Origin of the sequence: Epibacterium ulvae (genome assembly GCF_018678075.1) — a bacterium.
Lineage (GTDB): Bacteria > Pseudomonadota > Alphaproteobacteria > Rhodobacterales > Rhodobacteraceae > Epibacterium > Epibacterium ulvae_A.
On sequence record NZ_JAHHIR010000039.1, the window covers coordinates 35,502 to 55,336 of the forward strand.

Annotated in this window: 15 protein-coding genes; 1 reads left to right on the forward strand and 14 read right to left on the reverse strand. The window is 56.6% G+C overall.

What is annotated here, in order from left to right; genetic code table 11:
• Positions 1 to 76: 76 nt before the first annotated feature.
• The 13 genes from KMP13_RS11570 to KMP13_RS11630 form a co-directional block, all read right to left on the reverse strand.
• Complete coding sequence (locus KMP13_RS11570) at positions 77 to 778, reverse strand: hypothetical protein (RefSeq protein WP_215266014.1); 702 nt, start codon at positions 776 to 778, stop codon at positions 77 to 79.
• Positions 768 to 1,859, reverse strand: coding sequence for a GSCFA domain-containing protein (locus KMP13_RS11575; RefSeq protein WP_215266015.1), 1,092 nt, complete (start codon positions 1,857 to 1,859; stop codon positions 768 to 770). The genes KMP13_RS11570 and KMP13_RS11575 overlap by 11 nt, the downstream gene beginning before the upstream one ends.
• On the reverse strand, positions 1,856 to 4,696 hold the full coding sequence (locus KMP13_RS11580) for a hypothetical protein (protein ID WP_215266016.1): 2,841 nt from the start codon (positions 4,694 to 4,696) through the stop codon (positions 1,856 to 1,858). Before KMP13_RS11580 ends, KMP13_RS11575 begins: the two co-directional genes overlap by 4 nt.
• A 43-nt stretch (positions 4,697 to 4,739) precedes the next feature.
• Positions 4,740 to 5,894, reverse strand: coding sequence for a hypothetical protein (locus tag KMP13_RS11585; protein WP_215266017.1), 1,155 nt, complete (start codon positions 5,892 to 5,894; stop codon positions 4,740 to 4,742).
• A gap of 6 nt (positions 5,895 to 5,900) precedes the next feature.
• Positions 5,901 to 8,618, reverse strand: coding sequence for a glycosyltransferase family 4 protein (locus KMP13_RS11590; protein WP_215266018.1), 2,718 nt, complete (start codon positions 8,616 to 8,618; stop codon positions 5,901 to 5,903).
• A 1,217-nt stretch (positions 8,619 to 9,835) separates the two neighbouring features.
• Entirely contained in the window at positions 9,836 to 10,744 is a 909-nt protein-coding gene (locus tag KMP13_RS11595; RefSeq protein ID WP_215266019.1) for an SMP-30/gluconolactonase/LRE family protein, read from the reverse strand.
• Positions 10,741 to 12,444, reverse strand: coding sequence for a 6-hydroxymethylpterin diphosphokinase MptE-like protein (locus KMP13_RS11600; RefSeq protein WP_215266020.1), 1,704 nt, complete (start codon positions 12,442 to 12,444; stop codon positions 10,741 to 10,743). The genes KMP13_RS11595 and KMP13_RS11600 overlap by 4 nt, the downstream gene beginning before the upstream one ends.
• A gap of 8 nt (positions 12,445 to 12,452) precedes the next feature.
• Positions 12,453 to 13,385 (reverse strand): phosphoglycerate dehydrogenase, encoded by a 933-nt coding sequence (locus KMP13_RS11605; protein WP_215266021.1) that lies wholly within the window; start codon positions 13,383 to 13,385, stop codon positions 12,453 to 12,455.
• Between the two features lie 11 nt (positions 13,386 to 13,396).
• A complete protein-coding gene (locus KMP13_RS11610) occupies positions 13,397 to 14,074 on the reverse strand; it encodes a cytidylyltransferase domain-containing protein (protein WP_215266022.1) in 678 nt (225 codons plus the stop codon).
• 29 nt (positions 14,075 to 14,103) lie between these two features.
• Entirely contained in the window at positions 14,104 to 14,901 is a 798-nt protein-coding gene (locus KMP13_RS11615; protein WP_215266023.1) for an inositol monophosphatase family protein, read from the reverse strand.
• A 1-nt stretch (position 14,902) separates the two neighbouring features.
• Positions 14,903 to 15,529, reverse strand: a complete 627-nt coding sequence (locus KMP13_RS11620; RefSeq protein WP_215266024.1) for an SIS domain-containing protein — start codon at positions 15,527 to 15,529, stop codon at positions 14,903 to 14,905.
• Between the two features lie 36 nt (positions 15,530 to 15,565).
• Complete coding sequence (locus KMP13_RS11625) at positions 15,566 to 16,525, reverse strand: class I SAM-dependent methyltransferase (RefSeq protein WP_215266025.1); 960 nt, start codon at positions 16,523 to 16,525, stop codon at positions 15,566 to 15,568.
• A 5-nt stretch (positions 16,526 to 16,530) separates the two neighbouring features.
• Complete coding sequence (locus KMP13_RS11630; RefSeq protein ID WP_215266026.1) at positions 16,531 to 17,571, reverse strand: Gfo/Idh/MocA family protein; 1,041 nt, start codon at positions 17,569 to 17,571, stop codon at positions 16,531 to 16,533.
• A 282-nt stretch (positions 17,572 to 17,853) separates the two neighbouring features.
• Here KMP13_RS11630 and KMP13_RS11635 point away from each other — a divergent pair, with 282 nt between their 5' ends.
• Complete coding sequence (locus KMP13_RS11635; RefSeq protein ID WP_215266027.1) at positions 17,854 to 18,579, forward strand: hypothetical protein; 726 nt, start codon at positions 17,854 to 17,856, stop codon at positions 18,577 to 18,579.
• Between the two features lie 4 nt (positions 18,580 to 18,583).
• On the opposite strand, the gene KMP13_RS11640 is transcribed toward KMP13_RS11635, so the two are convergent.
• Positions 18,584 to 19,735, reverse strand: coding sequence for a peptidase G2 autoproteolytic cleavage domain-containing protein (locus KMP13_RS11640; protein ID WP_215266028.1), 1,152 nt, complete (start codon positions 19,733 to 19,735; stop codon positions 18,584 to 18,586).
• Between the last annotated feature and the right edge of the window lie 100 nt (positions 19,736 to 19,835).

The window sequence follows — 19,835 nt, forward strand, 5'->3', positions numbered from 1 at the left end:
TAATTCTTTGGCTTTAGGCAGCCATCTTGTCCATCATCTTTATCTGCAAGAATTCCATTGGGCTCAGGTCATCGGGTCAGGACGTGTGATCGAATATGGTGGTCTCGACAATAGATTGGGACACCAAGCGACCCCAGCCGGGGCTACCATGAATCTTGTCCCCCTTCATCGTCGAGTAGTAGGGCTGGGCCAGGGCAGTGGTTTCAGGGTCTCGGGAAAGATCTGAAACATCAATGAGTGGGACGCCAAGGGCGTCAAAACGCCTGTGCAGAACCGCACGAAGCGCGTCATGGACCTGGACTTTGTAGTTTTTATTGTCGCGTGGGAGCGGGGAGACAATGTTCACTACGGGATGTCCTGCCTCTGTCAGCAGCTCGAAAAAATGAAGAATATGACCAAAAAAACCGGAAACGATTTTGTCCAGGACAGTATCTGAGATGAAATCTCGATCCGGGGTCGGGGCGGGGCACCATTGCGTCCACATCCAAGAGTGGACACAATGTTCAATACAGGTGACCGAGCACAGGATCTGAGCCTCTACGTCCAAAATGTTTGTGACCTGCTGTCCTGTCAACGCTGTGACCCATTGCTCAAACAGAGCTTGGGCTTCGGGGCGCGTGAAGGTCAGGGGGGCTGTTTGGGAATGAAAATTCTCAAACCAGCCGGGGCCTAGGGGGAGTTGGCCACCGACGATATTGTGGCTGGTCAGCTGATTTTTTAATGCGGGTATGAAGACGTTACAGTGGCTGTCTCCCAGGACAAGAATATTAGAGCTCACGGTTTTCATTCCCTAAAAGCATTTCATCACAGATGGTTTGTTGTTCCGCCGCAAAACGGTCTGCGGCTTCTTTGGCCGCTGCCGCCGTGTTGGGGGCAGGTGGTGTGATGTGGGGTGCGGGGACGGTCTTTTGATCTGCCTGATGGGCAGAGAAGAAGAGGTCCATTGCAGCGGCAATTCCGTCGGGTGAGGGGTCGCGCATGTTGTCCTGATAGAACTGTCCTTTGAACAAAGGGCTGGTGAATATTTCATAGGATGGAAAATAGTCGACATCGGGAAATTGGTCGCAGACTGTGCCTGCCACAGCGCGCAGGACCGATTTTGAGTAGCTGGTCGCACAAATCACGTTGTGTGCGGTGGCCGTGGCTTCCAGAGGTACGGGGGAGACCGTTAGAATGAATTTTAGATCCGGATTCTGGGACTTAAGGAAGCGGCGTAATGTGCAAAAGCTTTCCAGGTTTTCACTGAAACCGGTATTGGAAAACGCATATTTTTCATCGTCGAAGACACCGGCATTGACACCTGGGCACAGAGGAAAGACGGTTCCATCCTCTTGGCTGATCCACGTTTCCGTCAGCCCAAGTGTGAAAATAAGAACGTCCGCGTGCAAAAACATCTCGCGCACTCTGCGCAGGTGGCTCGCACGTGCAGCCTGGGCATCTTCTATGGAGGCAAAGCCGTTTGGTTCTATGGTGCTGCGCAGCGGGTCAAAAAAGCGGCTGTCTTTTTCCCAGAAGGGTTCGCTCGTTTCGAATTGGCCGAAGCTTCTCAACGCAAGTTGGTGCAGCTGTTCCAAAGTGTAGATATTGCCGAACCGAGCTGAAAACAGCTCATAGCCGAACGATTTGCGCTCGACCTCGGGAAAGAAGGGGGGGGCGGTTTCAAAATCGACAAATTGATATCCGTTTTGAATAAGATGGCGCCGTATATTCTGTGCGAAACAGCTGCCGGCTGCGGCCACTTTGGTCGATTTTGCAATTTTGAATTTCGGGGTGTAAAACGTAGACAGAGCGCGCGCCGTATCCTTGGCTGCTGCAGTTCTCCAAAAGTGTTTTCGCTTTTGCTTACGATAAGGGGTCATATATTGTCCTGCCTCAACTTGGAATGAATGAAGTGTGACAAACGCAGTCTGGCCAAGACGGCGGTAAAATATTCTTGACGGTACAAAAACAGCCAGACCCCTGCCAGCCAGGTCATGTTGACGAGGCTGCTCAGTGGAACGGCAAACAGTATGACAAGGCTGAAAGCCAAGAAGAAAAAGGCCCGTGCCCCATATTTTGGCGTATGGGCGCGATCCCCTTGGAAACGGTAAATCAAATAATTCGGCCAATGGCGGTAGACTTGAGCGATGATGAGGACCACGCCTGCCACAGAGGTGGGGAAAATCAGCCCGTAGCACAGAAGCTTAAATGCATGCAGACTCCAGAATGTATATATCCTATGTCGCTCTGGAGCATGGTTATGCAGGTGAAACAGGCCGCGTTGTGCTGCCAGAACCCCGCACCAAATCAACAGAAGGATACAGAATTCCGCGCCAGAAGATAGTGTGTCCGCAGATGTGACAAACGGCGCGAGCAGGGGAGACGTGATGCCTGCGCGCTGGGCCAGAGCTGTCCCCAGCGCGCCTAGAACGGTTGCCCAGATCCAAACCGCAGGCTGTAAAGGGTAGTCTTTGAACTTCTGCATATTGGGGCTGACATTGGGAGTTGCCTCCTTTTGGGCAGCGACGAAATCATTCTCCCAATATCCGATCTCGTAGACTGCATTGAAGGAGATAAAATAGCATAGACAGGACAGGGCCACCAAAAGTGCGCTTGGGATCAGTGCGACAAATTCAGCCAGTCCTAATGTGCTGAAAGAGGTGAGTGCTGGGAAGACTGCGAGCGCAAATGCAGCGAGGATGACCGGGAAATCTTCCTGAAACCGGTGCCGTTTGACGACATTCGCACCCGCGTATTTGCCTCTGTCCGTCAAGACAAACGGGAAATAATGCGCGAGTGGATCTGCCTTGTTCTTGCGATCCTGCCAATCGATCAGAAAGGCCTTGCGCGTATTGTTCAGCAGATCGTCGTCGTCTCTTGAGTCCGTGATGATGATGCTTTGGTCTGGGGAAAATTCGGAAATCCGTTGGGCACAGGTTGCCAGTTTCCCGCGTCGGCGAATATCGTGGGGCCCGGGGAGCACATGTCCACAAATCAGCTGGACATCTTTGAGCCCCATTGCATTTAGCAAAGGCCGCAACAACCAAGGGTGGCCGAGCGAAACAATAGCTATGCGTTTGGAATCCATAGACGTGAGGCGCTCGAGCAATGCAAAATTGACCATTCTTTCTACATAGCCAGGCGCTGCCTTACTCCATGACCAAAGTGTCCAGGGCATGAAGAACAGGCAGCAGGTGATCCGGATTGGGTCATAGAACTCATGTTGTTGGATGCCGCGCCGAGCAAGAGCTTTCCACGGGATGAGCCAGGTCACCAGCCAGTGCAAGACAACAAACCCCCAGTTCGGGCGGACTTGCTGCAGGAACAGCTCAGTCGAGTTTGCAAACATCAGCGTGTGATCGAAATCTACTAAAAAGCGGTTCTGTGTATCTGTGCCCAGGGTTTGGAACAATTCCGCGCGGTTCGTGTTGACCCGGTCATCATTATATTGATGCGTCGCGCGCACCGCTGTCTGGATGTTGGGCATCTCTCCAAAGCAATCGAACATAATGTCGCGCACGGTATCGACGGGCCGACGAAAGGCTGCATCTGCGTTTGGCCCAGATGTGAGATAGGACGTCAGGGCGTAGCCGATAAAGGTCGTGAACCTGTGTCGGCGGTTTTCCAAATTTTCATGCGCCAGTGCGGCCTCCAACGCCGGGCGGATTTCGGTTTGAGCATCATACGTAATGTTCTTGAAAGAAAATTGGTCCCGTCCCATTTGCAGAACTGGCTGTCCCTGGGCCATGGCTGTGACGATCAGGCCACTGCCGGTTGAGGCGACGACATCAGCATGGGCCATCACATCACGATAGTCGTGGTCGATGACAAAGAGATTGTTTCCCACTTGCTCGGGGAGGTCCAGCTCACGGAAGGAGGGGTGGGGCTTGAAGACCACATCACATTCCGGCGCGGTCTCGGCCAGGGCGATTGCGGCGTCGAGACTGCTGTCATAGAGGGGGACATGTTTGCGTTGGTCCTCTATACCAGCTGGTATAAAGCCAAGCGACAGATCATCTGGTGGAAAAAAGCCAATCAGCGGGCGGGCGGTGGCTTTTTTGTGCTCCAGAATGGCAGCAAACCGAGGATCGCGGTTTTGCGCGTACCGTGACATGTCTTCGAATGGGTGCGTACCGAGATAAGAGCGACCGAGTTCATGCAGGCGTTGCTCATCTGCGCCTATAAGGTCTTCATAAGAACGTTCAACCAGATCGGAATGTCCAACAAGTCCACCTGGTTCGATAAACCAGGAGTTGTTTAGGAAGCCGCGTTCCATGAGGTAAACTGAACAGCCTCTCTGGCGGGCAAGCTCTCCTAGAACACCACTATGGGGGCATAAAGTGTTCCATGACAGGATCAGATCGGGCTGGAACGTATCTAGGACATGGGACGTAAACCGCTCAAGGATGTCGAGCAGCTGGGCTGGGGTGCGATCGGTTCCTTGCAGGGACAGTTGGGCAATACGGGCGATCCAGATCTCACGCTGTGCCTCAGGCAGACGCTGCGCGGAATTGATCTCTTTGAGATCGTATTGTTTCTCGATGTTCGCAATGACCCAGTCAAAGGGATGGTGAAACGTTTGAAGATCTGGGTGTGACTGTGGTGAGAAGAATGAGAATTTTGCGTCAGTGGCCTCAAAGGCATCCCGCAGGCCGCGAAAGAACTTTGCGTCCTGTTCTTCTACTTTGGCCAGGTTGAATGCGATGACGTTTTTCATGATGTGACGTAGCCTTTAGAAAGGTGTACTGAAATGACCCGCATTAGCTGATCCTTTGATGACAGCTGGAGAGATAATTGCCCCCCAAATGCGCCAATATCTGATCCAAAAACCGGTCTAGATGCGGGTCTGTCCCAGCAAAGACCACGCAGCTTTCTGCCAGAAGATCGGGGGTGATGTCTTTTTTTATGTGTTGGCCAGTAAAGGCTTGCTGCGCGAGCCAGTAACGAAATGGCACACCGCGCATATGCGCCGGATCCTGTGGGGAGGGGAGAGCGAGCTGTGCTTTATCATTTCCCAGAACAGTGAGTGTTTTGGTATTGGCGGTCTCTTGCGCGCGGGCTAGCAAATCGGCGATTGCCGGGGCGGGCAATCGCCCATCTTCGGAGTTTGGCAAATTGAACCAGTGGCGGCACAGGGCCACGACGCCCTGGCACTGGGATGTGTCCCGTCTGTTAAAACTGATCGACAGACCGCCTTGGCTGGTCTGGAGAAGGGGGTGATCGGCCCGCGGAACAAGAGTCAGGGCATAGCTGTTCACGACATCCAGCTTTTCGGCTTGGAAGAAGAGGGATAGAACGGGCGTTTGCTGCAAATATGCAGCCGCTTGGGCGCTTTCACGGCAGAGCGGTATGCATAACACTGCTGGAAAGCGGCGAAAAACAGCATCAATCCGATTTGCAGTGTCCCGTGGCGCGGCTGGGTCACTCAGCACGGTCATCTGCCGTGTCAGCTCGAAAATTGGACGTGGGCTGAGCCGAGTTTCGCCCTCTTTGTCTTCGAGCAGAAGAAGGAAAATGTTCAGATGATCTTTCACAAAGGGTTGTAAGGTCTGGAACCAGTGAAAGAAGCGTTTGATACGGTTGGCAGAGATCATCACGCAGATGGATTTCCCGCTCTCAGCAGCTGTCCACAGGTTGTGGTTGACGGGGAGGGGGGCGCTGTCTTCTGATAACCAGACTCTACCTTCGAAGATGTTGGGGCTATCCAGGCCTTCGAGACGTACAAGGTGAGGCGTGTTTGTGTTGTACAGGGCGGAGAAGGAAAACCCTGCTTTCAGATCCGTCGCAGAAAAGTCACCGATGAGCTGGAGATCGGCCCAGACCCTGTATGCCCCCTCAGAGATCTCAGGGAATTGGATGGTCATGCGTCGGCTGCCAACATCAAAGGTGGCCTGTAGGGTTGAAGAATAGGTCATGTGTTGTCAGTGCACCATGAAATTCAAGGAGGTTGGGAAAGCGGGGACGGCCCTGGAAGCTTCCCTTTCTGGGTGCACATAGACAAGCGTTGCGCGGTGAACTCCAGACGGTTTCTTGTGGTTCAATGTTGCTGTAATGGCTGGGATGTCGTCGCGGGTGTCAACGCGACGGTTGATCAGCGCAGGTGAGCCATTGATCATGACATGCCAGCGAAACACATCATCGTCATCGGTGCCATACGGGAAAAGAAGCTGAACACCGGACAGCGGGAAAGAGGATTTGAACAGAGCCTCCAGGCGCAGTTCCGCGATGTCGTCCGTTTGGTGCCAAAGGGGCCCCACAGATTGTCCTTTTGTACTGACCTCAAGGCTGCGTTGCCGGATCTGGACCGGCCATTGCGCTTTCCAGACGCCGTTTGGAGCGCTGCCTGTTGCGGCTGGTTTCATATTGGGCAGCGGATTGGCGTGCCGGACGTCGGCAGGGGCCAAGACAGTATGCTGGGCTTTGCCGTTGGCATCATAAAGCGACAAAACATCGGTGGTATGTGCAGGCAGTGTGCTTGGGAGATACGAGAGTGACTGCACCCAGGTTCTGTCGGGGAGCGTTGTGGTTTGAGAGCGTCCCAGGACATAACCGACGAAACTATTGCGGCTGTAGGCCGAAAAGGTTCGGATATCTTCATCCCTTGTGACTTGGCGTGTTGTGGGAGAGATAATGCAGGTCCCAGGATGGGCGCTCAGCCCCTGATAGTACCAATTGGGCATCAGGTATGCTTCGGATTTTGTCGGCGGGCAGGCGAGCGGAAGCTTATCTGCGATTTGGCCGTTCACTCGGATCGTGACCTGGAAGGGGCCACCGTCGAACAGCCAGACTGGAAGTGGCACTTTGAATTTTCCTTCCAGCAAGGTGCCTGGCGCCGCATGCCAAATTCTGGTGGGCTGACCAACCGCAGTTTCGATTTCTATTTTGATCGCGCGAGGGGCTTTTGATGTGTGGGGAAACCGCAGTTTGAGCACAAGGTCTGGGCCCTTGACCTCGTAATGGACGATCTCTGGGGGGGAGGTATCGGTGGCGGGGGCTGCGGGCAGGTTTTCCAGCATGTCGATGACATGCCTGTATACAAAATCCGGGGAAAAATAGGTGCCCAGAAAAGTCTCGGCGTGTTGTGCCAGTGCCTGCGCCTGGTCTGGGTTTTCAATCAGCTCACTGATGGTGTCCGCAAAGCGAGACAGTTCGACGACACGTAACGGCGCAGATGAGGGGAACCCCATAGCGCCGGCTGGAGTTGTGACCACGCAGCGTTTGTAGGCCAGACCTTCAAGCGATTTGATTTTGAAACCGGTGCCGAAATTCGTGGGATTGATGACGATACCGCATTTCTCATAAAGAGGTTCCAGACGCGGAACAACGCCATGACAGGTGATCCGGCTGTCGTTGATATCCTTGAAGACTTCGCTGACCCGCCCGGCGATGTGCAGATGAATATTAGGATTGGAGGCTTTTAGCTGCGGCCAAACCTGGTTCAAAAATGCACGCAGCCCTTCGATATTTGGCTTGTAGCGTTGCCCGATGAACAGCAGCTGTGTCAGCTGTTCGGCGGTGGGAAGGACGCTGTCGGCATGAACCGCCAGAGTATGTTCGGCCGTGATGACAGTTTTCTGAGGGACGCAGTCCTGAAGAACGCGTTGTTCTTCGCTTTGGATGGCAATGATACCATCCGCATGCGTGAGAAGCTTTACTTCCTCTCGATAGGTGCAACGGCGGTCTTCCAAGTCAGATCCATGTTGCTGAGCGTTGCGGGCTCTCAGATGCTGGACATCATGCGCATCCAGAATAACCGGTCCCGACAGGCGTTCGGTGGCGTAGAGATTAAAGGCGAAATTCACGATTGTCGCGGCAGGCTCGTAGCAAATTTCCAGCGTCTCAAGAAGAGGCCCTAGACTGGCTTTGGCCTTCTTGAACATTTCATAATCCGGCGCGGAGTTCGGTGTGATGGTGCATTGGGGTACAAAAACGACCGCATCCGCATAGTCCTGCAATTCCTTGGCCGATCGATCGGTTGTCTCAGTGGCAAAATCGACGACCAATGCAACACGGTAGCCCTTCTTCCGCAGATGTTTGGCCATGGCATAAGACCGGGCCATCCCGCCGCCGGTGACTGGCCAGGATGTCATGCCCGTTGCATATACAACCCAAGGCGCATCTGCGCGCTCTACAGCGGACGGGAATTCATAATGCGCCCCGCCTTGGCTTGAGCGCCCGGACGGGCCCATGACTTGGGATGTGAGGTGTTTTTCACGAATGTTGGCCCGGCGTGTGTAAAGTTTACGGTCGCCGGAAAAATATTCGATTTGGACTTCTTTTTCCTTTGGGGTGTTGAGCAGGCTTGCCAGATAAAATCCGGTGCTTGGTTTGTCGGCAAAGTCGTGATTGTGGTTCAGAAATGTCCGGGATGCAGCCACAACGGTTCCGTCGACCAGCGCCTGCGCATGGGTGACGCCCAAAAAGCCGCACTCCCCCGAGACGACCAGATCCTGTGTCTCTGGGCAGAAATGTGCGGATGCAATCGAGGGGGCTTGCGTGTGGGACAGGACCAGCGGGACAATGTCGCCAAAGTGCACGGCGCCTTTTATGTCTTCGACCAACAGCTCCAGAGGGCCGCTGGGGGATTCCGCTAGATTGAATATGGCTGTCGCCACCCATTCGGCGTTATGCGTGCTCAAAGCCTGAGGGGCTTTTGTCCCATTTGAAACGGAGGCGCTCGCGCTCAGGAAGAGTCCATCGGCGCCCTTGATATGCATCTTGATCGCAGACTCTAGCCCAGGGATGGCCACACAGACCGCAAGGAGACCATGTGCGGCGGTATATGATGCGACTATTGCATCCTGCGAGGAGGCGCGGCGGCGTACAAAGATATTGCTGGGCTCCCACTGCAGAGGTCGCTGTATTAGGACCTCGCCATCCGCTCCAAGGGCGCGCAATTCAGCTGTGTTTGAATGTTCGTGGTTCGGAATTCTAGCCCGAAATCCGCAGTAAACCGAGCTGACCCCTGGATTGTCACGCCGCACATCCGGACGGTATTGATGCAATTGAGCGAGATGTACATGCGGGCCTGCATGGAGCTCAATACGAGAGATGAGATCTGGATCAGGAAGCCACCCGCTCACATGCAGGGTGGCCCCGTTGTCTAGGATTTGTGTTTGGGAGACGTATACGTCATCGGGGTGCAAGGCCTGAACGATAGCGTCCTGGGTTGCCATTTGCTTTCCATGGCGTGAGAGCATGTTGATTGTGCAATGCGCATTGCCCATGTGCGGTTCAGGCAATTTAAGCTGAGCTGTAAAATTGACGAGACGCGTTTTAGACCGGCGCAATAAATTACCCAAGCCGGTTCCGGTGTCCTGTTCCTGGATTTTGGCAGGCACGGACAGCTGTCTATAACATAAAGCGAGCGTGTCGTTTTCCTGCGTTAAAGTCGCTTGGCCGACGACATAAATGGTCGTTGGATCGAGAAAACGGGCAGAGGCCAGAGAGATCTGTTCTTTAAAATTTGGCATAAAGGGACGCAGGCCTGTGACTTGAGGAACATTGAGCAAAAACGTGCGACACATTAACCAGTGGTGTGCGTGATGAAGCCCGGTTGAATGTGACGGCTGATATTATGATGTGGCGCACAGCAAATACCTTTTAGTGGACGTGTGCTGATGTGGACTATGACCACATCAGCAGAGATGTTAAATACGAAAAGCTGAGAGGTGTCACGAGTTTACATCCAAGGGGTGCAGGGGTCTTCGGACATCTCGCGGAAACACCCCAGCCAGTCGTCCAGGGGATTGCACCTATGTGTTGTCTGCTTTGGAGTGTTGATGCGCGTCGTGCCATACTAGCCTGATCAAATGCAAAAACCGTCATAACTGTATTCTAGCTTATAGTTTTTATTTTACAGGACCATTTGAGGTTCGACTTGACCAGCCCAATCCGCTTTCAAAGCTTCAAACGCAAAAGTTTGCCCCGCTCTTTCCTGCCACTCTGGTCGATCCTCGGGCAGTTTTTGTTGTGCGGTTGTGACAAAGAGGGTGGACATATCGTCGTCGCCAAAGGCAGGACAGGAAGTATGACCGGTGAGGAGTGAAATGGCGCTTAAGAATTGCCCATCCGGGCTGTAACGCGCGACGCGTGCGGCGCCCCATTGGGCGTTCCACAAGCAGCCCTCGGCATCTACTACAGCGCCATCGGGCTTATATTCCGGGCTGTCGGCAGTGGCGTTGAGATCGACGAAGATGGTTTTTTGACCTTGGGGCCAGCCGGTTTCGGGATCCACGGGCTGGCGCCAGATGATACGGGTTTTGGTATCCGCCCAATAGGCACAGGCGCGGGCTTTGTCGAAACAGATGGCATTGGGGGTGCTGAGTTCTGTTTCCAACACCTGCAGCGCGCCGCCATCGGGGCTGGGTCGCCAGCGATAAAGCGTGCCCTGACCCATCTCTCCTGCTTTGGACATGGTGCCCATCCAGAACCCACCCCAGGGGTCGGCGCGCCCGTCGTTGGAGCGGGTCAGCGGATTGTCGGCCTCGATCTCGCAGAGCATCTCATCCGCGTGACTGTCCAGGTTAAACCGGCTGAGGCCGGTTTCGCTGGCGATCAGAAGGTGGTCATGGTCAACCCAGGCGGCGGCACTGACATTGCGATCAAACTGCCAGGTGAGGGCCTGACCATCCAGGCGTGACAGCAGCGTGTTGTTGACAATGTCAAACCAGAACAGCTGCTTGCGTTCGGGGTGCCACAAGGGACCTTCGCCTAGAGTGCAGCCGCGGTCATCAAAAATCTCGACAGCGAGGGAGTGGCTCATAGAGGCTCTCCTGTTGGGGGGAACATTTGGTCAAAATCTGCGCGCTCAAAGACGTCCAGCTTGCTCTGACGCGAGGCATTCATGATCCGGATACCGCGGGCGGCACAGACATCGCGCGCCTTGGCATAGGAGCGTTCCAGCACATCAAGATTGGGCTGATGCCAGGCCTCGCCGGGGCTGCGGTAGTCAGGGTGAAAGTGGTTTTGTTCACCTTCATAGATATATTGATTGCCGCGTTTCTGCGAGGGCAGCCGGTAGCTGTGATCCACCCCGATCAGGATGATTTCCGCACAGCCCATAAAAGCGGCCATTTGGATCTGGCTATAGGTGATTGTGGATCCCCAGGCGATCCCCTGGCTCAGGTCGTGGCTGAAGTGGGGAAACTCTGGATCCGAGAGCGGATCCTCAAAGGATTTGGGCGGCAGAAAGGGCGCAAAGATCGTGTCGCCCGCGTGATAGTCAAAATTGCGGGTGCTGGCGGGGAACAGCTTGATGCTACCGCTCAGCGCTGCGATCCGATCGCGGTTGTTCATGAGAACCAGATGATCTTCGACCGAGTAATAGTTGGGTCGCCAATCGGTGTCATCATAGGCCAAAAAGATCTTGTTAGAGCCAAAAGTTACCACATCCCGAAGCCGCTCCAGGTCGCTGGGGCGCAGGCTGGGGCCATTGCCGACCACCACCGCACGCTGCCCTTGGTGGCGATTGCGCAACAGAGACAGTGCCGTGCGGCTGGCGCGGGTGAGATCGGCTTCTATCTGGGCCGGATCCCACAGGTTGGTGTCGCGCAGGCGCTGCTCCATCTGGCGCTGGCTCTGGATCAGCTGTCGATGCAGATGGCGGGTTTGATCGATCTGCTCCAGTTTGATGCGCACGATTTCCGGAGATGGGGTGCGCGCGGCGCGCAGGCCCAGGCGCAGCCTTTCTCGTCGTGCAGTCTGGCGCCGCCAGGTTGGCACCCTTGGCGGCGGCCCAAAGGGGGCTAGCCTGACCACCCCCTGATCGGCAAAACGCGACATATAGGAGCTCAGCTCAGCCGTCGGCAGCCCGTGTGAATAGACGTGGCGCAGATCAAAAAGCGCGACAGGCCATTCCTGAGGCTTCCCCGAACCGTGAAGCACCACATTCTGGCGCAGAAAGCAGGCCAGCGCCTGTGTCCGGATGCGGCATTCTTGGGGTTCTGGGGCGGTTCTGCGGCTTAGGGCCAGATGGGTCGGAACCAGCGGCATATCGTCATCGTTGGATCGGACAGTCGGCCCCAGCCCATAAGCCAGATTGTGACAGATATCCCGGAGCCCGGTCCTGTCTTGCGGGTCCTCAGACACAAAGACTGCGTGCGCGTTGGGGCAGGGGGCCAGATCGTTGGTGCCGAAACAGGCGTCAAACTTCGCGTCCTCGGAACGGTTGACAATCACCGGCACCAGGCTGCCGCCCTGGTTGGCCAGTTCGATCAGATCCAGGGGCGGGCTAAAGCTGGAGCCCGGATAGGGGCAGTCGATCCGGGCGATTTCATGCTCTTGGCCATCGGGGCGGCAATGGCGCAGGCTGAGGGTGACGGCACCCTGGACCACCAGCAGTTCCACACCAAAAAAAGCCAGATGGCTGGCGTCGCGCCAGAAGGAGAGGTTAAAGGCATCTGCCTCTGGCCCGCCCTCTGCCCGGATGCTTTGCAGCCGGTAATGCATGCCCCGTGCTAACATGGATGTTTTCATTGCCCCAGGTGTTTGAACAGGTTGTCCAATGTGTTGCTGTGCACATATTCGATCGCTTGCACCGTGGAATTGGCGTTATGGCTGGACAGGGCTACGTTTTCAAAGCTGAACAGCGGATGATCTGCGGGCAGTGGTTCGACCTCAAACACATCCAGTGCGGCCGCGGCCACTTTGCCGCTGGTCAGCGCCGCAACCAGGGCCGCCTCGTCGACCAGACCGCCGCGGGCCACATTGCACAGGATCACCCCGTCTCGGGCGCGGGCCAAAGTATCGGCGGTGATCAGGTGATAGTTGTCCTCGGTCTGGTTACAGCACAGGCAAATGACATCGGCTTGTTCTAGTAGCGCATCAAATGTCACCAGTGGCGCGCCATCCGGGGCCTGATCCAGGGTTTCGGCCATAAAGGGATCATTGGCGATGACCTCCATGCCCAGGCCCCGCGCGCGCTGGCCCACACCCTGGCCAATGGCACCATAACCCACAACGCCCATGGTCTTGCCGGTCATGCCGGGGAAACGTCCCTTGGGCCATTCGCCCTGGCGGATCATCCGGTCGGTGCGCGCCAGGCGGCGGGTGGCCGCCAGGAGTAGACCAATGGCATATTCGCTGACCGCATCGCGGAAGGCGCCAGGCGAGTTGCAGACCGGAACGCCCAGTTTTTTGGCCGCGTCAAGGTCGATACTGTCGATGCCAGTGCCCCATTTGGAGATCACTTTCAGACGCGGCAGAAAGGCGTCGAGGACGGCGCGGGTGATTTGATCGTCGCCAGCCAGCCAGCCGTCGATCTCGCCGGCATATTCCAGGCATTGGCCCACATCCATAAACTGGTTCACCTCGGGCCAGATCGGGGTCAGGCCGCGGTCGCGCAGTATCGCATCGAAGCGGTCGCGCTCGTTGATCATCATAATATTGGATACAAGTACGTTCATGGCGCGGGTCCTCAGGTACCTTTATGTTTGGTCAGAACGCTCAAGAGCGCCTCGGCGATATCCAGATCTTCCTGGGTCTTGATCACATGGCCGGAAATCGCCCCCACGGGGTAGAAAGCGATTTTGCCATTATAAGTCCCAATAGAGCCGCTTTCGACCGCCTCTATATAGGGTTTGGCGCGCCAGCCGGTGATCGACCAAGTGACCCGCTGCGTGGGTTTCAGATCCTGGGAATTGGTTTTCTCGGCAAAGGTGAAATTGACGGGCTGATCCTCATAAGCCACCTCGATCCGATCTTCGATGCACGACAGCATCACGTCAGCGTCTGAGGCGATAAACGCCTCGGCAAAGGCTTTGACTTCTTCGGCGGTCAGCAAAGGCGCGATGGAATGGACCTGGATGATTAGATCGCAGTCGACGTTTTTCAGGAAATCATAGACAAACTGTTCGGAGGTGGCGACCGAATTGCCCAGCTCTTCGGGGCGTTGGTAGAATTTGATACCGTATTCTTCGGCGAACTGTCCAAATTCGGCGTTTTCCGAATTGATGTAGATCTCGTCAAACAACCCGCTGGCCTGGCACTTCTCGATCGCATGGGTGATCAGCGGCTGGCCGGCCAGCGGCGCGAGGTTCTTTTTCTTGAGGCGCTGGCTGCCCATGCGTGCGGGGATCATTGCAACGGTTTTCATCTCATCATCCTTTGTCTGGGACGGCTGTTTCAACCGCGCGAACGGGCAAACAGCGGCGCATATGTTTCAAAAATCTCTGGTGCGGCGCAGAGGCTAAGCTGGTTTTCATCCAAGGGGCGCGACGTATTGGTGGGGGCATAGCTGCCATAGGTCAGCCCCGCCTCCTGGGCGACCAGCGCGCCGGCCAGATCATCCCATCCCTTGGCCTCGCGGCTGGCAACCAGGCTGGCCCGTCCTGCCGCCGCATAACATAGATGCAGGGCCTGGCTGCCGAAATTGCGCAATTTGAAGGCACCCAGTAGATCCACCAGCGCTTCGGGGGCGGCCTCGGCCAGATCTTTGAGCAGCCCAGAGGAGACAATCGCCAGCCGTGCCTTGTGGGATGTGGGGGAGACAGGGTAACCATTGAGCCGTGCACCGCGCCCAGTTTCCGCAGAATAAAGATCCCCCTGGGGGATGTCATAAACCGCTGCCAGCAGCGGCTGGCCCGCTTCCAGCAGCACCACGGCGACCGAATAGGCCGGCAAGCTCGCCACAAAATTCACCGTGCCATCCAAGGGATCCACCAGCCAGGCGGGGCCTGCACCGTCATGGGCGGCAAAGTCTTCTTCGCCCATCACAACCGAGCCGGGCAGTAGTGCGGACAGTTCCTGTTCTAGCCGCGCCTGCATGGCCAGATCGACCGAGGTGACCAGATCCAGCCCGTCGTCTCCCTTGTCCAGCGTGTCAAAATCCTGCGCAAAAACCTCCTGCACCAGAGCGGGCAGGAGGTCACACAACCGGTTGTGGAGGTCGGTTGGAAGATCGGTCGATTGGCCAGACGCCATATCAGAACTTCCGGTCGGCAATCAGGCCAGCATCCATATGGGTCATGCGCAGATATTGGGTCAGAATATGGATGAACGCCATGTGGATGTCTTCGACCACGCCATAATTATCGGCGTTTACATGGGCGTTCACATCCGCCAGATCCTTGGAACGGCCGCCGGAGAAGCCGGTGAAGGAAATAGATTTCAGCCCGATCTCTTTGGCCACTTCCAGAGCGCGCACCACATTCTGACTGTCGCCCGAAGAGCTGACGGTCCAGACCAGATCGCCGGGGCGGGCCATGGATTGCAGCTGATAGGCAAAGACCTCATCATAGGAGATGTCGTTGGCCAGCGCCGAATTCATCTCGGTATGGGCCGATAGGGACATGAACCGCGGCATCAGATCGGTGTCGGTGCGCACGCACTTCAGGAAATCGCACAGCGAATGGTTGGCAATCCCTGCCGAGCCGCCGTTGCCGCAGATATAGATAAAATTGCCCGCTGCGATGGTCTCGCGCAGAAGCGTGGCCACCTTGTCCAGTGCCCTCAGGTCGCTCACCTGGGTCGCTTTGGCGAGGGTGGTAAAATAATCGGCGGCAAAGTTTGCGCAAGTATCATAGGGGGCGGTTGGGAAAAAGTCACTCATATGTATGGGGCCTTTGGGTCGGTCAAAAAGGATCAGTCAGGTTTCCAGAACAAACCGCAGCACGCCGGATTTAAGGCTGCGTTGCAGCAGGATCTGTAAATCCCGCAGGCGGTTTTTGTCAGCCTCACGAAAGAAGCTGGACCAGAAGGGAATGTCGCTGTTTTCTGCAGAATTGAAATAGCGTTCCAAGATCACCGCATCGCGCCGCCCCGGAGTAGAGACTTCCAGCGCCTTGAAGCCAAGGCGTTTTACAAGGGTTTCAAAACCTTTGATGGAGAATACGGTCAGCCGGTCCAAGGGCACAAAACTGGGTGAATCCGCGCCGAGAATTTCATATTCCAGCCCATCGGCGCAGGAACTCGCAACAAAGAACACAGTGCCAGGGGCCACGGCCCCCTTGAGGGTGCGCAACAGGGCTGCGGGATCCGCAACCCTGTCCAGCTCTGCGGGCAACAGCACGGCCTTGGGGGCGAGCTTGGCGACCTCCTCACCTAGGGCCGTGAAATCATCGCTGTCCGGGGTGAGGGGCAAAAAGGACCAGCTGCGATTGTGGCTCAAGCGCTTGGTTGCTTCGGGGAAGCCCGGTGCAAGGGTGGCAAAGCGGATATCCAGAACCCGATCCAGTGGGCGTTCCAGCCGCGCTTCGGTGAGGCTGACCCAGTTCAGCAGCGAGGTGAATTCAAACGCGCGGTCGTCTGCATCTGGGGTCTGAGCCAGGCGGCTTTGGTCCAATGTTGCCTGATCTGGAGTTCGAGCCGCATAGATCGTATTGCAGTTTGTGCAGTTCTGGAATTCCAACAGGGTCTGCGAAAAGCTACGGCTGCTGGCGCAATTTGCACCACAGGCCGGGCAGCTGCTGCGGGTCTGCCAGTTGATGCTGTTATCCAGCATCAATTCCAAGAGCGCCTTGTTACGGGCCAGACGATATTGCACGGGTTTCTGGCCTGCAACCGTATCAATGTCCGGCAGGTGGTCCAGAAAAACAGGTGTTTGCATGGCTATTACCCGATTGCTTTGAGGGTGTTTTCGTGCAAGGTCGCGGTCCAGTTCGGATCAGCGGCATAGATCGCCTCAACCAGCTCCATCACATCCAGCGCCTGTTGCGAGGTGCCGCATTTCAGTGGTGCGCCATCCACAACGGCGGCGTGGAACTCGGCGATCTCCTTGTCCCAGGAGTGATCCTCTGTAAAGCGGATTTCCTGTTGTTCAGGGTTGGGGATCGGATTGCCGGTGGAATCCAGACGGTTGAGCGCCACAGTGAGCACCTCAGCCCCGTAGCTGCCCGAGGCCGACAGGATGCCATCCACCGAGATAAACCCATTGCGCATATAAAGTTCAAGTCGGAAAGTATGCTGCCATTGGGTTGCCGAAGAATGCACCGAGGCAACAATGCCATCGGGGTTTTTCATCAGGGCAAAGGCGTTGTCTTCAACCGGGACATCGGTCCAGAAATTGCGCTGCACAAAGCTTTGGACTTCGGTGAAACGACCGGCGAACATCTGGAACAGATCCAGCATATGGATGCCTTGGTCGATCAGGATACCGCCGCCTGATTGTTCGGGATCGTTGCGCCAGTTCTGGGCATAGTTCGGCCCGCCCGCCTTACCGTAAACGCCGCGCATGAAGTAAAGGTCACCCATGGTGCCCGCCTGGATGAGTTTTTGCGCCTCTTCAATGGCGTCATGCACGCGATGATTGAAGCCGAATTTCAACACCACCCCATTGGCGGCCTCTTCGGCGACCATCATACGCCGGACATCTCCTGAGTTTCGCCCCGGCGGTTTTTCGGAAAACACATGTTTGCCGCGTGCCAAAGCGGTGCAGACCACATCGGGGATCATCATGTTGGGGACGCTGCAGACAATCACATCAGGATCATAGTCGTAGACTGCCATCGGTTCGGTGACCATGGGCACTGAAGCGCCTGGATCAATCGCAGTATCACAGGCCACGACCACGTCAAACCCGCCATGGCGATCCATGGCGTCATGACGAATGCGGCCCATTTTCCCATAACCGATAATTGCTGCACGCAAAGTCATATCCGTCCACTCTTTGATTTGGCGCAGAAGGTGTCATGTGCCGTCATTTTTGCCCTGATCGGCGCCAACAGTCGAGTTGATGCGCAGGGATTGTCGCAACTTTACTGATCCCCTATGGAGGACGCAAGCGCCAAGGTGCCCAGGTGGAAACTCAAGTGTTTGCAGAGGCAGATGGTGTGTCTGAGATTTGATTTTTTACTCTAAAGGTCAAAGGTTTATATTGGATTTTGCAGCGCTTCTTGGAAATGTGACAAAATTATGAAGAAGATGAGGATGACGGGGATGGAACAGGTGATTGCGGCCTTAAACGTAGCGCGCACCAATGGGGAACAGGCGCGGTTGGAAAGCGCGGATTTGCCAGCAGATATTTCTGCCGCATATGCCGTTGCAATGGCCCAGGTCGCGGAGGTGGCGGGGTGGAAAATTGGTGGGGCAAATCCTTGGTCTCGCGCGGTTTTTGACAATCAGGAGGTCTTTGTTGGCCCGCTCAAACCCAGCGAGGTCAGTCTGGGCTGTGCGACGCTTTCCTTGGCAGGATTGGTGGCGCCTCTGGGGGAGCCCGAGCTGATGTTGGAGATCGCAGACCCCCAGGGCAAGACCGCGGAAGAGCGCTTCTCTCGGATGGGGTTGGGGATTGAAATCCCTGCGTCGGTTTTGCCGGACGTATTGAAACCGGAGCTGATGGGGCAGGTTTGCGACCGCGCCGGTGCCGGTCATCTGTGGATTTCTGGGCTGATACAATTTGACGCGGATAGGTTGAGTGCGCCGTTTGACGCCCAATTCACCCATAATGGTGCAGAGCCGGTTGTAGCTACCAGCGCCAATGTGATCGCAGGCCCATTGGGCGCCACCGAGGAATTTCTGATGCTGGCGCAGCGTTACGCTTTCCCGGTGGCCTCGGGGCAATGGATCGCGACTGGTGGTTTGTGCCCGGCGGTGGCTTTGCAGCCGGGAGATCAGCTGCGGTTGACCGCCTGGGGAGAAGATCTACGGCTACAGTTCACCTGATCCCTCACCGCACCAGCCAGCGTTCAAGGCCTCCGTCCAGCTCTTGCAACCGCCGCCAGCGGGGATCTGTGGGTTGGCCTGCGCGCAAGGTCAGCTTGCCCAGAAGGCCCACCATGGCCCATTCGGGGCGCTCGGTGCGGGGAATATAGACCTGATTAGGGTCGAGATCGGGGGAGATTTCCCCGGTGCGGCTGCCAAAGGCATCGCGCATATACTTGCCCTGCCATTCGCCCAGATCTGCATCGCCCAGGAGGGTTGGCGCGGATGAGATCACGCCGATGGGGATTTCGCCTGCTTGGGCGGTGCGGATCTTGTCACCTTCTAGCACCACCGAGATCCCGCGCCGGTCTGCGCCCTCAGAGTTGCCATCACCCCATTCAAAAAACTCTGCATAATCGGCTCCGCCCGATTGCCAGCTGCCTGCGGCCATGCCGTCGCCTGTGGCGGTCAGGCGGAACTGGGGGGTGCCTGCGGCCTCGGCCAGCAGCAGATCCTCGCTGGTGCCGGGCTGCGACAGGCGCAGACGGGGGGCGGCGCCGGCCGACAGGACCAGCGCATCGGCAAATGTGCTGCCATCGGCGCTGAGCTTCAGGCTCAGATCATCGGTGCCGGTCAGACCGATTTCGGCGCGACCACTGAAATTGGACTGCAGCAACAGGCTGGCGGTGTCGCTGGGGCTGGCCTTGTTCAATTTGACCTGATGGCCGGCGCCTGCATGGGTGAACAGGCTGGCGGGGGCGGCAACTGCCAGTCGGTTGGTGTCATCGGCCGGGGTGGCCACGCCGATCCGGGGGGTTGCCAGACAGGGCAGGGGCATCCAGGCACCGTCCTGCCAGACCCGCATCTGCCCGTCTCGCTGATCCCAGATATGCCAGCCGGGGTGGGGGGCGAGAAACAGCCAGCCGCCGCCAGATTCTACACCTTGCCAGATGGCCAGGCGATGGGCCTGTCCGGCCCAGGCGGCATTGGGGGCAGCCCCCAGCGCATAGGCCGCGCCAAGGGTGGGGGCGATGGGGGGCACTTGGGCGTCGATCTCTTGTACCACCAGCTGCACCAAACCATCCAGACGGCGCAGCGCCTCATTGTGGGTCACATGTTTCTGGGCCTGGGCAGGCAGGATGAAAGGCAGATCCAGACGGGGAGAGAGATCGGGCATGAGGCGCACTCCGGCTTGGGCTGTGAGAGGACGCCACTCTCGCAGAGCCGGGTCAACGCGCCCCTAAGGGGGCGTACGCAGGGCGCGCAACACCCAGCAT

Bases quoted from the DNA above. Each gene is read 5' to 3' on its own strand.
- KMP13_RS11575 (WP_215266015.1), bottom strand. From the start codon at position 1,859: ATGACCCCTTATCGTAAGCAAAAGCGAAAACACTTTTGGAGAACTGCA.
- KMP13_RS11580 (WP_215266016.1), bottom strand. From the start codon at position 4,696: ATGAAAAACGTCATCGCATTCAACCTGGCCAAAGTAGAAGAACAGGAC.
- KMP13_RS11585 (WP_215266017.1), bottom strand. From the start codon at position 5,894: ATGACCTATTCTTCAACCCTACAGGCCACCTTTGATGTTGGCAGCCGA.
- KMP13_RS11595 (WP_215266019.1), bottom strand. From the start codon at position 10,744: ATGAGCCACTCCCTCGCTGTCGAGATTTTTGATGACCGCGGCTGCACT.
- KMP13_RS11600 (WP_215266020.1), bottom strand. From the start codon at position 12,444: ATGTTAGCACGGGGCATGCATTACCGGCTGCAAAGCATCCGGGCAGAG.
- KMP13_RS11605 (WP_215266021.1), bottom strand. From the start codon at position 13,385: ATGAACGTACTTGTATCCAATATTATGATGATCAACGAGCGCGACCGC.
- KMP13_RS11610 (WP_215266022.1), bottom strand. From the start codon at position 14,074: ATGAAAACCGTTGCAATGATCCCCGCACGCATGGGCAGCCAGCGCCTC.
- KMP13_RS11615 (WP_215266023.1), bottom strand. From the start codon at position 14,901: ATGGCGTCTGGCCAATCGACCGATCTTCCAACCGACCTCCACAACCGG.
- KMP13_RS11620 (WP_215266024.1), bottom strand. From the start codon at position 15,529: ATGAGTGACTTTTTCCCAACCGCCCCCTATGATACTTGCGCAAACTTT.
- KMP13_RS11625 (WP_215266025.1), bottom strand. From the start codon at position 16,525: ATGCAAACACCTGTTTTTCTGGACCACCTGCCGGACATTGATACGGTT.
- KMP13_RS11630 (WP_215266026.1), bottom strand. From the start codon at position 17,571: ATGACTTTGCGTGCAGCAATTATCGGTTATGGGAAAATGGGCCGCATT.
- KMP13_RS11635 (WP_215266027.1), top strand. From the start codon at position 17,854: ATGGAACAGGTGATTGCGGCCTTAAACGTAGCGCGCACCAATGGGGAA.
- KMP13_RS11640 (WP_215266028.1), bottom strand. From the start codon at position 19,735: ATGCCCGATCTCTCTCCCCGTCTGGATCTGCCTTTCATCCTGCCTGCC.